The sequence below is a fragment of the Litorilituus sediminis genome (assembly GCF_004295665.1).
In the GTDB taxonomy this organism is placed as follows: domain Bacteria; phylum Pseudomonadota; class Gammaproteobacteria; order Enterobacterales; family Alteromonadaceae; genus Colwellia; species Colwellia sediminis.
The window spans coordinates 2,418,527-2,432,112 of sequence record NZ_CP034759.1; the positions used below are offsets into that span (position 1 = coordinate 2,418,527).

The window sequence follows — 13,586 nt, forward strand, 5'->3', positions numbered from 1 at the left end:
AGATGAAAGTTATTACCGCGATTATTGTAAGCACAATGCTGTTATCTCATTTAGCTTATGCTGAAAAACGTAAAACCCGTGACATTAGCCACCTGATCAGTAAAGAAGAGTTTTTAAGCTACAAAGATGTTGCCGATTTTATCGATAAATCACCTAAAGTAACGGTAATGAAACCGCCATCAAAAGATGATATTGATGAACAAGGTCGCCCTTTTGTTACCTCATTAACAGGCTCGGATTGTGATCGCGATGGTAAAATGGATGACAACCCAACCTGTAACGCCGTATTTTATAAGCTCTGGCTTAAATACGCGCGTTAATATCTCGCTGCTACACCTTATTGTGTCGCAGCTAAAAATACCAAGATTTCGCTAAGCATTTCCTGATAATAAGGATTATAAGTTAAACGCTTAAGCGGTATCGCCTTAGTAATATTAGCTTGTGTTACTTCACCCTTAATGACCTTATCTTGGGTTTTACAAGCCTGATAGCGGGCGTCATCCTTTAAATAATGGCCACAATTTCGATATGCGCCTGTCACGCCATAGTGAGGATTATCAGGTGCATTCGTTGTTGAAATATGTGAAACATCAAAAACATCTGCACACCAGTCTTCCTGCTGACACTTAGGATTAATCACTTTAAGTAACTTGGGCAACTGCGCGGGAATATTTTCCTTATCACCATAATAAATTAAGGTGCTGTGCTTATTTTGCTGCTGACTAGAGCCTTGCTGCCAGCGCGAAATAAATGACAAAGTATGCTCAGTATCTATGGTTTGATCATGCTCACTGACCACAGCAAATACAGGTATATCATGCATGCTTCTACCCGCCATATCTTGGTTAGCAACCACGCTCGACATTAATTCATGCACTTGTGCCGCAGCGTTATATGGGAAAGACTCATATTTTGCAAAATCCGCATCAGCCTCTAAATCAATCCAGTCGATAAAGGGAATGTAATCAACATATTTTGCTAGCCAAGCTAAATCACTTTTCGCTTTTGACGCAGGCGACCACATAAACAAGCCTTTAATTTTACTATCTACTTGTTGCTGATGCATAAGGTGGTCAAAAATAAGTGTACCACCGGTAGACAAACCGCCCAAATACACTTGCTGATAATCTAATAAGGTGCGCTCAATCGCATAACTAGCGGCTTGTAGCCACGCTTGTCGATGCACATTGAGCAAGTCAGACGGCGCAGTACCATGACCAGGCAAAAGCAAGGTGCGCACATTAAAACCTTGCTGATAAAAAAACTGAGCAATATCGTGAAAAATAAATGGCGAGTCGGTTAAACCATGGATAAGCAATATTGCCTTATCGTTATTCGCTTGTTTCAATTCAAAAGGCGCAACTAACTGCGCAATATTTGCTTGAGTTTGCCAACCATGTTGTTTTGCCAGCTGTTGATAAGTCTCTGTATTTACTGGGCAAGGCTGCTTAGCTCTAGGGTTCAAGGCAATAACTTTTTGCATAGCGAAGTCTAAATAACTTTGATAGCTCTGCTGCAGTTCATAGCTAAATGTAGGTATATCTTTACTACTTAGCTGATTAACAAACCGATATTTACCTTGTGCTGATAACGCCTGCAATTTAGCAAAATCAGCATTTATCGATAAACAATTCTCAGATGCCTTTGTGTAACCAAGAGCAGAAAATAATGTTAACGAAATCACCAAATAGCATTGCAGCAAAGTTCGCATGTGTGTCCCTGTCATCATAAGCTATTAACTCGTACTCAATAAAAAACGCCTTTAAAGATAACATCTTTAAAGGCGTCTTCAGTAATTAAATTAAAGCTTAACTAGATACCGTAATCTTGACGGTATTGCTTAATGCTGGCTAAGCTCTTAGTTAACTCTGCTGCGTTATCAGGGTTAGCTGCTAACTTTTCTTCTAAGTAAGTCACCACATCAGCAAGTTTTACAATAGAAACCACTTGTGTACCAAAGTCACGCTCTACTTCTTGAATGGCAGACAATTCACCTTGACCTTTTTCTTGGCGATCAAGCGCAATTAATACGCCTGATAATTCAGCGTCATGGGCTTTAATGATTTCCATTGATTCACGAATCGCTGTACCTGCGGTGATCACATCATCAACTAACATGACTTTGCCATTTAGCTCAGCACCCACTAATGAACCACCTTCACCGTGAGTTTTCGCTTCTTTACGGTTAAAGCAATAAGGTACATCTAAGTTATGTTGATCAAATAAGGCAACCGTTGTCGTCGTGGCAATTGGAATCCCCTTATAAGCTGGACCAAAAACCAAATCAAAATCAATGTTGGCATCAACTAATGCTGCCGCATAAAAACGACCTAAACGGGCTAAGTCACCACCGGTTTTAAATAAACCCGCATTGAAGAAATAAGGACTAGTACGGCCAGATTTTAAGGTAAATTCGCCAAAACGAAGTACTTGCTTTTCTAAAGCAAACTCAATAAATTCGCGTTGATAATCTTTCATGTTAAATTTCCTAAACTAGCTTAATGCCGCTTTTTGTAAATCAAATAATTCGTTAATGCCATCTTTTGCTAATTGCATCATGGCAGTCATTTCTTCAAAGCTAAACGGCTCTTCTTCAGCAGTACCTTGTACTTCAATCAGCTTACCTGTATCTGTCATTACTACGTTCATATCAGTTTCAGCACATGAGTCTTCATCATAGTCTAGATCAGCTACTGGCTCACCTTGATAGACACCAACCGATACCGCAGCAATCATATATTTTAACGGATTGGTTTTAATGATATCTTTTGCGCGCATATAGTTAAGGGCATCAACTAAAGCAACACAAGCACCCGTAATTGACGCCGTACGTGTACCACCATCTGCTTGAATAACATCACAATCAACAGAAATAGTATTTTCACCTAAGGCTTTTAAATCAACCGCACCACGAAGTGCACGGGCAATTAAACGAGAAATTTCTAATGTGCGACCACTTTGCTTGCCAGAAGCCGCTTCACGGCGCATGCGAGTATGCGTAGAGCGAGGTAACATACCGTATTCGGCCGTAACCCAACCTTTACCTTGGCCTTTTAAAAAGCGAGGTACACCTTCTTCAACTGATGCAGTACAAATAACTTTTGTCTCACCAAATTCAATAAGCACTGAGCCTTCTGCGTGGCTAGTAAATTGACGAGTAATGGTAACGGGACGAATTTGCCCTAATGTTCTGCCGCTTGGACGCATGAAGAATTCCTCTGGTAACTAAATTGCCGACATTATAATAGCAAGTTAACAAATATGACATAAAGACAAGCTAACTATTTTGAAATATAGTTAAGTTAACTAAGGTCTCCTTGTTAGCAATGACCAAAAACCGTAAAGAGTAGATTATGAAGTTTCTTATTGCTGGTTTACTCAGCATACTTTTGTTACTGAGCCAGCAAGCAAATAGCGCCACAAGCACATCGATAGATAAATTACCCTTAGCTGATCTGCCTGAGTACAGTAAGGTTTATGATGATACGCGCGATCCCTTTCAAGATGCTCGTGATGCCTTAGCATTAGCACAACAAACCAATCGTCAGGTATTAATTGAAATTGGCGGTAACTGGTGCACTTGGTGCCACAAAGTGGATAACTTTTTAGCAAACAATCCTGACATTTACCAAACGCTACATGAAAACTACGTATTACTTAAAGTAAATGTTAGCGACAGCAATGAAAATGAAGCCTTTATGAGTGGTCTACCGCCAGTTTTAGGCTATCCGCATATGTATATCAGTACCGCACAAGGCAAAATGCTGTTATCTAAAGATACTGCTGAACTGCTCTCAGGCGATAATTATTCTCGTAGCAATTGGCTGGCATTTTTAGACAAGTGGTCGCTAAAACAGCAGAACACCTCAAAACAGCTGAGTAATAATACTCAGCAAAGTACTGAGGAATAACCCGTGAAAGCTATTAGCTCTTTTTTTGATAAACACTATCAATCGCCCGACTTTATTAAGACAAAACAACAGCAGCGCCGCCAGTTATTAAAATCAGCAGCAGGTGTCACAGCCATTGCAGCAATGCCAGCATTTACTTTATCCGCCAAACAACAGGCCAATATTACTGAGTTAACTCAATCAGACCCTTGGCTAACATTATCTGCAACCCTTAACCAACTATTACCAGCATCTGAAACTGGCCCTAGCGCCGAAGATATCAAGGCGCTAGCTTATTTACATCAAGTAATGACAGTTCAGCCTACCGAGCAAGCTGAAAAAGACTTTATTCTAAAAGGTGTTGGCTGGCTAAATGGTTATACACAAAATGAAAAGCAACAAAACTTTGCTCAATTAAGTTTTGCCGATAAAGAGCACATATTAAAAGCTATCAGTAAATCTCGCGCAGGTAGCAATTGGTTAGACACTTTGCTCGGCTATATTCTGCAAGCCATGCTAGCGCCACCTGCCTATGGCGGCAACCCAAAAGGTGTTGGCTGGCAGTGGCTCGAACACAAGGCAGGCTTTCCATTACCCGAAAAAGGCCAGCGTTATTTTGAATTACCACCGCGCGCTAACATCATCAAGTTAGTTCCTTTAGCAGATCAGGAAAAAGCCTAATGAATTACGATATTTGCATTGTTGGCAGTGGCGCAGGTGCATCACCCATTGCTTACCGTTTGTCTCAAGCCGGTGCGAAAGTACTGGTACTCGAGAAAGGCCCCTGGCTAACAGAAAAAGAATTTTTTAAAGACGAGCTTACCATTAGCTTACATGATGCCTACAATCCAAAACTTGAAAACGAACAGCATGTAGTTGAAGAAGAATACCAAGACGAAGCAGGCAATAGTGTTTGGCAAGGGCAAGCAACTAGTGAGTCTGGCTGGAGTTGGTGGAATGGCACTGTTGTTGGTGGCTCATCTAACTTTATGAGTGGCTATTTTCATCGCTTAAAGCCGATAGATTTTCGTTTAAAGTCTGAATTTGGCGACATCGAAGGCGCTAATGTTGCCGACTGGCCGATAAGCTATGAAGAGCTTGAACCTTACTACGCTATGGTTGAACGCGAAGTGGGTGTGTCTGGGCGTGTTGTTAAGCACCCTCACCAAGAGCCAAGATCAACCGACTTTCCCTACCCGCCTGTTGCAGAATTACCCGTTGCTACTTGGATAGATAAAACTGCTCAAGACATTGGCTTTCATGCGATTCCAGTACCTAGAGCCATTTTATCGCAGCCCGATAAAGGCAGACGCAGCTGTGAATACTCAGGTTATTGCAGCAGCTATGGCTGTTCATCAGGCGCGAAAGGCAGTGGTAGAGCTGCACTTTTAAATCAAGCGGTTGCTTCAGGCAATTGTACCATTAAAGCCAATAGCAAAGTCTATAAAATTGCCACGGATGAACAGGGAAAAATCTCTGGTATTCATTATTATGATCACATGGGCAGACGCCAAGTTGCGACCGCGAAAATCTATGTGGTTGCTTGCCAAGCAGTGGAAACATCACGATTATTACTTGCCTCAACCGGAGAAAAATTCCCTAATGGCTTGGCAAACAATAACGGCCAAGTGGGGAAAAACCTGCTGTTTAGTGGCGGCGGCACAGGTAGCGGTGATTTTATTTTTGATGAGCTTTCAGACCAGCAAGTAGCTGAGTTAAAGCAAGTGGGCCCTTTTATTAACCGCGCCTTGCAAGATTGGTATCAAATAAATGATAAAGCCTTTGCCGAAAACAACGCAGGTATTAATAAACTTGGTAAAGCTAAAGGCGGCACCATAGACTTTCTTTTTCATCAAAACCCAATTGCCAGAGCACGAGGTCATCAATGGCAATACGATGATAATGGTGATGAGCAGCTTATTTGGGGCGAAGACCTTAAAAAAGCATTAAAACAAGAATTTACCACCTACAAAACCTTACGTTTTGAAGTGTTTAACGATTGGCTTCCCACCGATGATTGCTTTGTCAGTTTAGATGAAGAAGTAACAGATCAATGGGGTGACCCTGTTGCTAAGGTACGTATTGGCTACCACCAGCACGATTTAGAAGTAGGTGCTTACTTAGCTGAAAAAGGCGAACAACTGTTAAAAGCGATGGGCGCTAAGCATGTATCATCGTCAGTCAGCGGATATCCATCTACTAACTTAATGGCTGGTGGCTGTCGCTTTGGCAATGACCCAGCAAGGTCGGTGCTCAACAAAAATTGTCGAGCACATGAAGTAGACAACCTGTACGTAACCGATGGCTCATTTATGCCCACAGGCGGCAGCGTACCTTATACCTTTACGATTTATGCCAACGCCTTTCGCGTAGCAGAAAAAATAACGGCGCACTGGCAAGCACTTAATAGTTAAATTATTTCCCTAAAGCCGAAAAGTTTTAAATTATTTCCCTAAAGCCGAAAAGTTTATTGTCTTTGCACGGTCAATATTTAGAAGCAACTGACTTTAGGGAATAATGATGATGCTTAAAAACACCTTGATTAGCTCAATATTACTATTATCACTCACGGGTTGTGGTGGCGGTGGCAGTAGCGCTAATGATGAGCAAAACTCAACACCTGATGTAGTTAGCGCAGTTACCTATTCAGGAATATTTCTTGATTCTGCAGTTGAAGGTTTGGCTTACAGTACCCCTTCTCAAACAGGAAAAACTGATGCTGATGGCACCTTTTTGTTCCAAACAGATGAAAATATTACCTTTGCTATTGGTGATATTCAGCTGCCGGCTGTTAAAGCCGAATTACTACTCACGCCCTTAAATATTTTTAATACCGATGAGGTGAATGATATAGAGGTAGTAAATTTGCTACGTTTACTGCAATCATTAGATATAGATGGCGATGCCACTAATAACATCCAAATTCCGGATGATGCCCATGAACTGGCTTCAGGATTATCAGTTGACTTTAGCTCTGCAGACTTTGAACAGCAAGTCAGTAACTTAATCGCCTCAAGTGAAGGAGTATATCAAGCGCTTATTTCTGCCGACGAAGCCATATATTATTTTCAACAAACCTTAAGTGCCTTAGGCAACAGTGATAACTCTAACTGTGCTCAAAGCCATGAAAAAGTTGGTTACAGCGGCTACTTTGAAACCTTCCACCATAACGTAGCTGGCAAAGCGACTATTATTGATGATTGCACCATAGAAATTAGTCAATTTAGCTATGATGGCGGCGGCCCTGATGTTTATTTCTTTGCGGCAAAAGATCACAACTATAAAAGTGCAAGTGCTTTTCCTGTAGGCAATAGGCTAAATGGTCAGGTGTTTGACAATGCTAACTTCACCATAAAGCTACCCATTAATAAAAGCCTAGATGACTTAACTGGCTTAAGTGTTTGGTGTATTGATTTTAGCGCTGACTTTGGCCATATGGAATTTACGCCATAGCAACGCAATATTATTACCAGGTTTTTATAGCGAGATTATAACTGCTCAGGCATAATCGCCCCTGTTCATTCTTATAAAACAAACTTATATAGAGTAATAATAGGAAAGATTATGATTCATAGCATGACGGCATTTGCCCGATTTGAAGTAAAAGGTGACTGGGGCAACGCAGTATGGGAAATACGCTCAGTTAATCAGAGGTTTCTTGAAACCTATTTTCGCCTACCTGAGCAATTTCGCGGTATAGAGCCACTACTACGAGAGCGTTTTCGCAAACAGCTAAATCGCGGTAAAGTAGAATGTCACTTACGTTTTAACGCCAACCCTGCCGCAAAGGGTGAGTTAACCTTAAACGAAAAGCTTGCTAAACAACTTATTCAGCATGCTAATTGGGTTAACGAGCAAACACTCAATAGCCAAGTGAATCCACTCGAAGTCATGCGCTGGCCTGGCGTAATGGAAGCAGCAGAAACCGATATTTCAGCCATTCAAGCCGAACTTTTAGCCGGTTTTGATAGTGCATTAAAAGACTTTATCAAAGCGCGCGCGAGCGAAGGCGAAAACCTAAAAGCCATGATAGAGCAACGCTTAGATGCCATTACCGAGCAAGCGGATAAGGTGAATAAGCAAATGCCTGAAATCATCGAATGGCAGCGCAACCGCATCACTGAAAAATTCGCAGAAGCAAAAGTTGATTTAGACTCTAGCCGAGTTGAGCAAGAGCTAGTATTACTCGCACAAAAAATGGATGTTGCCGAAGAACTAGACAGGTTAAATAGTCACGTTAGCGAAACACAAAAAATCTTGAAAAAAGGTGGCCCACAAGGCCGTCGCCTCGACTTTATGATGCAAGAGTTTAACCGCGAAGCAAACACCTTAGGCTCAAAATCAATCAACACTGACATCACCGCCAGTGCTGTTGAACTTAAAGTGTTAATTGAACAAATGCGGGAGCAGATCCAAAACATAGAATAGATATTTATCAACGTTTACAACACGTTACAAATATTCAATTACCGTCATAAGCAATAACCAAGGTGCTATGACGGTAATACTATACCTTCACAACCCATTATAAAGCTTCACTCTCCTTCATATACACCAAAAAAAATACAAGTCATTTGGTGGGTCAGAACCTTTTCACTTTGCTAATACGTATTCTAGTTAAGCTCAAATTAATGAGTTGAATTTGTATCAATTATAGTTACATGTTGTTATTCGAATAAAGCACAAATAAGACATCGCAATAAATCAGAACTATTTCAGTTGTTCCGATCTATCAAAATGTCCCCGAAATTGAGCGAATAAGCAATGGTCTCTGCATTTCTATGCTTACAGACTTAAGCCTTTAAGTGCAAGGCTGCACATAACTTTATGTATGAATTTTTAAGAGATCTGTACTAGAATAGAAATGGTAGTATAAAGTAGGATTATATCCTTATAAGGTTTCTTTCATTGGAGGTAAATTATGGCAATGGTAAAGAAAAGTATCACAGTAACTGATCAACAAGAACAATGGATGCAAGCTCAACTTGCAACTGGTAATTATGCTAGTGACAGCGAGTTATTACGTGATTTAATTAGAAAAGAGCAAACACGCGCAGCAGAAATTGAAGCTATACGTATCAAGTTAATCGAAGCTGAACAAAGTGGTTTTGTTGAAAAGTCACCGAGTGAAATGCTAGCTAGCTTTAGGGAAGAAGCACGAAATAATGGCAAGTTATAAACTCAGTTCAGCAGCGGAATCTGATTTAAAACGTATTTGGTTTCGTGGCCTTGATGAATTTGGTGAAACGCAAGCGGACGCATATTATTATCGATTTATAGAGAGATTCGAACAGCTAGCTGAACAACCTTATATTGCACCTGCCGTTGATGATATCAGGCAGGGCTATCGCAGAGCTGTTTGTGGTGTCGATAATATCTACTATCGTATTCATGGTGATAGTATTAAAATCATGCGAGTGTTAGGTAGGCAAGATGCTCAACTTAACCTTTAGCGAGTTTCTAATAAGTTAGAATGAGTAATAGTTCATTATCAGATAGGCTCTTAGAAATTGATAATCGGCTTCAGCAACTCGCTGAAGAAAAAGAGTCATTGTTAAATGAACGTAATAGTATTCTTGCACAGCAAGAAGTCGAGCTAGCCAAACACTTTAACCAACACGTTTCACCTGAAGCTAAAGTCGATTTATTCATTTCTTATTTTAAAGGTCGAAATGACGTTTATCCGTTTCGTTGGGAATCGAAAAGTGGGCGAAGTGGTTATTCGCCAGCGTGTTGGAATGAATGGAAACCTAAAATCTGCAATAAACCACGGATTAGTTGCACGGAATGCTCAAATCAACAATTCAAGCATTATGATGGTCAGGCGGTATTTGATCACCTAAAAGGCAATCAAACGATTGGGATTTACCCACTTCTAGAGAACAATACAACCCACATTCTTGCTGCTGATTTTGATAAAGACGATTGGATTCTCTCAGTTAAAGCTTTTTCACAAGCCTGTGGTTTTTATCAAGTACCTCACGTTATCGAACGCTCTAGAAGCGGCAATGGTGGACATGTATGGATCTTCTTTTCGCAAGCTATTGAAGCCGCCAAAGCCAGAAAGTTGGGCAATGGGCTATTAACGAAAGCGATGGAAATGTACCCTGCGCTATCATTTACGTGCTTTGATCGTTTGTTTCCGAATCAGGATGTTATGCCAGAAGGTGGCTTGGGTAACTTGATAGCATTACCTCTTCAACTAGAGCCAAGAAAACAAGGCAATAGTGTATTCATAGACTCAAAAGGGATACCTTATAAAGACCAGTGGGCTAAGCTGGCTTCCATTCAAAAAGTTGATAATACAGCACTTGATGAGTTGCTGTCCGAAATAACGTTAATCGATGAAAAAGCTAATAATGACTTGGCAGATAAACCCTGGAAGAAACTATCTACTATTGATAATGATGTGATCGCCAATTGCCCTGAAGAAATAACCTTAGTTATTGCTGATCAAATTTATATTCCTATCGATAAGCTTCCCGGCAAATTAACTTCAAGACTTAAACAGTTAGCAGTATTTTCTAATCCTGAGTTTTATAAACGACAAGGCCTTCGCTTATCTACTATTGGCATTCCAAGGTATATTTGCGCCGCTCATATTGAAGGTAGATTTTTAATCTTACCCAGAGGGTGTTTATCACCTGTAGAAACTCAATTAACTGAACAAAAAATTGAAATAAATTTCGATGATAAGCGTTTTTCAGGTGACAGCCTTTCCAAAGTTAAGTTTACTGGAAAGCTGAAAAGTCAGCAGAATAAGGCTGTTAATGCGTTATTAGAATCATCGGTTGGCATACTGGAAGCTTCTACTGGCTTTGGTAAAACTGTCACGGCTCTAGCATTGGTTGCTAAACGTAAAGTAAACACATTGATATTAGTTCACAGTCGGCAACTGGCACAGCAGTGGTTAGAACGTATTAATGTTTTTCTAAAAGATACTGAAGTTGGTTCATTACTTGGTGGTAAGGAAAAGCTGTCGTATCAGGTTGATGTAGCCACATATCAAAGTTTAGTTAGTCGAAATGGCATGGATATAAAGCCGTACATTGAAAAATATGGGCAAATTATTGTTGATGAATGTCACCATTTACCAGCATCAAACTATGAAAGCTTGATCAAGTCCAGTCACGCCAAATTCATTCATGGGTTTACTGCAACACCAAAACGCCAAGATGGCTTAGAAAAGCTGATGATGCTTCAACTTGGTGATATTGTTTATAAAGGCGTTAAATCAGGTTCAATACTTAATCAGCAAGTGATAGCACATGAAACTGATACAGAGTTTCCAAAGGAGTGGCTAGAGCCCGACACTAAGCCTCATATTTCACAAGTTTATAAGCACCTAGTAAACAGTGATAGCAGAAACAAAAAGATCGTCGACGATATTCTCAGTTGTATTGATGACAAATGTGCGGTAATGGTGTTAACCGAAAGAAAAGAGCACATCGAACATCTGTCAGCTTTATTAACGCAAAAAGGCCTACTGGTTGTGGAGCTGCATGGTGGTATATCTGCTAAGCAGCGGCAAGAGCGAATCGCTATGCTCGAAGAAAACAAAGATCTAAGTAACAATAAACAGGTAATTCTTGCAACGGGTAAATACGTTGGCGAGGGATTTGATTTACCGTACTTGGATACGTTATTTATCACTTTACCTATAGCGTGGAAGGGTATATTAGCTCAATATGCTGGACGAATAGGACGAGAATGGAGTAACAAAAATTCGGTTCAAGTTTATGATTACCTTGATAACTTCCCAACACTTAAACGAATGTTTTCGAAACGTGAAAAGGGATATAAAGCATTGGGTTATGAAATTTCATATAGGTAAAAGGGTACAACTTTTTGATGAAGTTAATAAGAATATTTACGTTAACTAGCTTTATCGAACCAACAATAGCTCGGAATTAATATTGTACGAACTATCGCTTTAATGCTAATCCACTCTCGGTGGGAGTGGTTATTTGATACGACTTTTGCCAAATTCGGCATCAATATTGTCAAAGTTGACACGCGTTTTGCCAATTAGCAATTAATTACAAACCAACCCAACCAAATCATCATAATTGGCTATTTAACCGTTAAAACATCATTTGTGGCTATTTATTTGACATTTGGCATTAAGAAGCCATAATTGATGAATTGGCTAGTTATTTATCAAATTTGGTGTTTTATGAGTAAGATCGAGTACACGAAAGAGCTTCTTGGTAACCTAGTGAAGAAAACTAGGACTTCCTCTATGGATCAAGAGGAGTTAGCGCTTAGAACTGGTACGAGCAAAAACACTATTAGCAGGTTAGAGCGAGGGAAAGGTATTAATTCTGATACGCTGCTAGCAGTATTAAATCAACTCGAAATTCTTGATCCGCTTATTGAAACAATTGAAAAGGAATACCAGCTAGTAAGCAATAACCCAATGAGGAAAGGATCTCATTTAGATAAGGAATTGCCTAATGACTTCTAGAGCTTATGTCTTTATCGATGGAATTGAAGATACGCCAATAATATGTGGTGTTATTGAACTAGATCCAAAAACAAACATAGGGAAATTTCGATACGGACAAAGCTATTTGCAAAGAGAAGATGCTTTTCCTCTAGATCCACTTCACTTACCCCTGCTCAGTGATCAATTTGTCACTAGAGTAAATAAAGGAATGTTTGGCGCAATTTTAGATGCAGGTGCCGATAGCTGGGGCAAAAAGTTGATTTTGTCTCTGCATTCAACCAAGCCCCAAAATGATTTAGAGCTAATTTTAGCAGGTGCAGGTATGGGGGTTGGCGCACTTAGTTTTAGTTTATCTAGACATGCAAGTAAACCAAAGAGAAATAAGAATACGCTTGGTGACATTCCCATGCTACTAAAAGGCAAAGAGGCAATTCTCAAGAATGAAGAGATACCTAAGGAAGCAAAGAAAGCATTTGAATATGGATCCAGCATGGGGGGCGCAAGACCCAAAACGCTTATTGAAGACAAAGGAGTTAGCTACTTAGCAAAGTTCAATCGTCCTGATGATTTATTTAACGTTTGCTTGGTAGAACATGCAACAATGACAATGCTGAAAGAGCTAGGCGTTAGAGTAGCAAATACTTCTATAGTAAGCAGCGAGCAAGAAGACATTTTATTGGTAAAGCGATTTGACTGCGCTAAATACAAGCCTACTCACCATTTTTTGAGTGCAAATTCATTAATCAATCAGGCCAAAATTACCGCGCAGGCATTAACACAAGCATATAGCTATGGCGCTTTGGCTGAGTTCATCATGAAGTACGGCGCACAGCCGAGAGATTCCCATGAACTTTATGCACGTATGGTGTTTAATATTTTAATGGGTAATACCGACGACCATTCTAGAAACCATGCATTTATATACGCTTTCTCAGACAAAACTTGGCGTCTCTCACCTGCTTACGACGTGTTACCGATAAACAATTCTCGTCAACATGGTATTGGTATTGGTGCTCAAGGAAGAGAGGGGACAATTGAAAATGCACTGTCTCAATCTAAGAGGTTTGGGCTTTCCCAAACAAAAGCCAAGGCAATCATTTCTAACGTTCAAGAGGTAACTTGTGAGTGGGTACCATACTTCAGCAAGCAAGGTGTGTCAGGCAGTGACATTGAAAGGTTAAAAGGGATTATTCCTGCTCAATCCTGATAGAAAAGCCTATATATTATTGTATTAACAGTTATAGATC

Annotated in this window: 14 protein-coding genes; 11 read left to right on the forward strand and 3 right to left on the reverse strand. The window is 40.1% G+C overall.

Translation table 11 applies throughout. From position 1 onward, the window contains the following. Positions 1–2 precede the first annotated feature (2 nt). On the forward strand, positions 3–320 hold the full coding sequence (locus tag EMK97_RS10805; protein ID WP_130602058.1) for a hypothetical protein: 318 nt from the start codon (positions 3–5) through the stop codon (positions 318–320). A 17-nt stretch (positions 321–337) separates the two neighbouring features. On the opposite strand, the gene EMK97_RS10810 is transcribed toward EMK97_RS10805, so the two are convergent. From EMK97_RS10810 to rph, 3 genes are all read right to left on the reverse strand, one after another. Continuing rightward, complete coding sequence (locus tag EMK97_RS10810) at positions 338–1,711, reverse strand: alpha/beta hydrolase (RefSeq protein WP_130602060.1); 1,374 nt, start codon at positions 1,709–1,711, stop codon at positions 338–340. Between the two features lie 101 nt (positions 1,712–1,812). Next, positions 1,813–2,478: an orotate phosphoribosyltransferase gene (gene pyrE, locus EMK97_RS10815; protein ID WP_130602062.1), complete on the reverse strand. Its 666-nt coding sequence runs from the start codon at positions 2,476–2,478 to the stop codon at positions 1,813–1,815. 15 nt (positions 2,479–2,493) lie between these two features. Further along, a complete protein-coding gene (gene rph, locus EMK97_RS10820) occupies positions 2,494–3,207 on the reverse strand; it encodes a ribonuclease PH (protein WP_130602064.1) in 714 nt (237 codons plus the stop codon). A 146-nt stretch (positions 3,208–3,353) separates the two neighbouring features. On the opposite strand from rph, the gene EMK97_RS10825 reads away from it, so the two are divergent. The 10 genes from EMK97_RS10825 to EMK97_RS10870 all read left to right on the forward strand — a co-directional run bounded on the left by EMK97_RS10825 (position 3,354) and on the right by EMK97_RS10870 (position 13,546). Beyond that, positions 3,354–3,911 carry a thioredoxin family protein gene (locus EMK97_RS10825; protein WP_130602066.1) on the forward strand — a complete coding sequence of 186 codons (558 nt, stop codon included), beginning with the start codon at positions 3,354–3,356 and terminating at the stop codon, positions 3,909–3,911. Between the two features lie 3 nt (positions 3,912–3,914). Continuing rightward, positions 3,915–4,571 carry a gluconate 2-dehydrogenase subunit 3 family protein gene (locus tag EMK97_RS10830; protein WP_130602068.1) on the forward strand — a complete coding sequence of 219 codons (657 nt, stop codon included), beginning with the start codon at positions 3,915–3,917 and terminating at the stop codon, positions 4,569–4,571. Further along, positions 4,571–6,304, forward strand: coding sequence for a GMC family oxidoreductase (locus tag EMK97_RS10835; protein WP_130602070.1), 1,734 nt, complete (start codon positions 4,571–4,573; stop codon positions 6,302–6,304). The genes EMK97_RS10830 and EMK97_RS10835 overlap by 1 nt, the downstream gene beginning before the upstream one ends. 103 nt (positions 6,305–6,407) lie before the next feature. Then, entirely contained in the window at positions 6,408–7,343 is a 936-nt protein-coding gene (locus EMK97_RS10840) for a DM13 domain-containing protein (RefSeq protein WP_130602072.1), read from the forward strand. Positions 7,344–7,454: 111 nt separating this feature from the next. Continuing rightward, positions 7,455–8,318 (forward strand): YicC/YloC family endoribonuclease, encoded by an 864-nt coding sequence (locus EMK97_RS10845; RefSeq protein ID WP_130602074.1) that lies wholly within the window; start codon positions 7,455–7,457, stop codon positions 8,316–8,318. A 493-nt stretch (positions 8,319–8,811) separates the two neighbouring features. Beyond that, positions 8,812–9,069 (forward strand): ribbon-helix-helix domain-containing protein, encoded by a 258-nt coding sequence (locus tag EMK97_RS10850; protein ID WP_130602076.1) that lies wholly within the window; start codon positions 8,812–8,814, stop codon positions 9,067–9,069. Then, positions 9,056–9,343 carry a type II toxin-antitoxin system RelE/ParE family toxin gene (locus tag EMK97_RS10855; protein ID WP_130602078.1) on the forward strand — a complete coding sequence of 96 codons (288 nt, stop codon included), beginning with the start codon at positions 9,056–9,058 and terminating at the stop codon, positions 9,341–9,343. Before EMK97_RS10850 ends, EMK97_RS10855 begins: the two co-directional genes overlap by 14 nt. Positions 9,344–9,363: 20 nt before the next feature. Further along, entirely contained in the window at positions 9,364–11,724 is a 2,361-nt protein-coding gene (locus EMK97_RS10860; protein ID WP_130602080.1) for a TOTE conflict system archaeo-eukaryotic primase domain-containing protein, read from the forward strand. Positions 11,725–12,066: 342 nt separating this feature from the next. Then, positions 12,067–12,357, forward strand: a complete 291-nt coding sequence (locus EMK97_RS10865) for a helix-turn-helix domain-containing protein (RefSeq protein ID WP_130602082.1) — start codon at positions 12,067–12,069, stop codon at positions 12,355–12,357. Beyond that, entirely contained in the window at positions 12,347–13,546 is a 1,200-nt protein-coding gene (locus EMK97_RS10870; RefSeq protein ID WP_130602084.1) for a type II toxin-antitoxin system HipA family toxin, read from the forward strand. The genes EMK97_RS10865 and EMK97_RS10870 overlap by 11 nt, the downstream gene beginning before the upstream one ends. The last annotated feature ends 40 nt before the right edge of the window (positions 13,547–13,586 follow it).

Excerpts from the sequence above, each read along its gene's own strand:
- EMK97_RS10855 (WP_130602078.1), top strand. The coding sequence starts at position 9,056 with ATGGCAAGTTATAAACTCAGTTCAGCAGCGGAATCTGATTTAAAACGT.
- EMK97_RS10835 (WP_130602070.1), top strand. The coding sequence starts at position 4,571 with ATGAATTACGATATTTGCATTGTTGGCAGTGGCGCAGGTGCATCACCC.
- EMK97_RS10840 (WP_130602072.1), top strand. The coding sequence starts at position 6,408 with ATGATGATGCTTAAAAACACCTTGATTAGCTCAATATTACTATTATCA.
- rph (WP_130602064.1), bottom strand. The coding sequence starts at position 3,207 with ATGCGTCCAAGCGGCAGAACATTAGGGCAAATTCGTCCCGTTACCATT.
- EMK97_RS10825 (WP_130602066.1), top strand. The coding sequence starts at position 3,354 with ATGAAGTTTCTTATTGCTGGTTTACTCAGCATACTTTTGTTACTGAGC.
- EMK97_RS10860 (WP_130602080.1), top strand. The coding sequence starts at position 9,364 with ATGAGTAATAGTTCATTATCAGATAGGCTCTTAGAAATTGATAATCGG.
- EMK97_RS10805 (WP_130602058.1), top strand. The coding sequence starts at position 3 with ATGAAAGTTATTACCGCGATTATTGTAAGCACAATGCTGTTATCTCAT.
- EMK97_RS10850 (WP_130602076.1), top strand. The coding sequence starts at position 8,812 with ATGGCAATGGTAAAGAAAAGTATCACAGTAACTGATCAACAAGAACAA.
- EMK97_RS10845 (WP_130602074.1), top strand. The coding sequence starts at position 7,455 with ATGATTCATAGCATGACGGCATTTGCCCGATTTGAAGTAAAAGGTGAC.
- EMK97_RS10870 (WP_130602084.1), top strand. The coding sequence starts at position 12,347 with ATGACTTCTAGAGCTTATGTCTTTATCGATGGAATTGAAGATACGCCA.
- EMK97_RS10865 (WP_130602082.1), top strand. The coding sequence starts at position 12,067 with ATGAGTAAGATCGAGTACACGAAAGAGCTTCTTGGTAACCTAGTGAAG.
- pyrE (WP_130602062.1), bottom strand. The coding sequence starts at position 2,478 with ATGAAAGATTATCAACGCGAATTTATTGAGTTTGCTTTAGAAAAGCAA.
- EMK97_RS10810 (WP_130602060.1), bottom strand. The coding sequence starts at position 1,711 with ATGCGAACTTTGCTGCAATGCTATTTGGTGATTTCGTTAACATTATTT.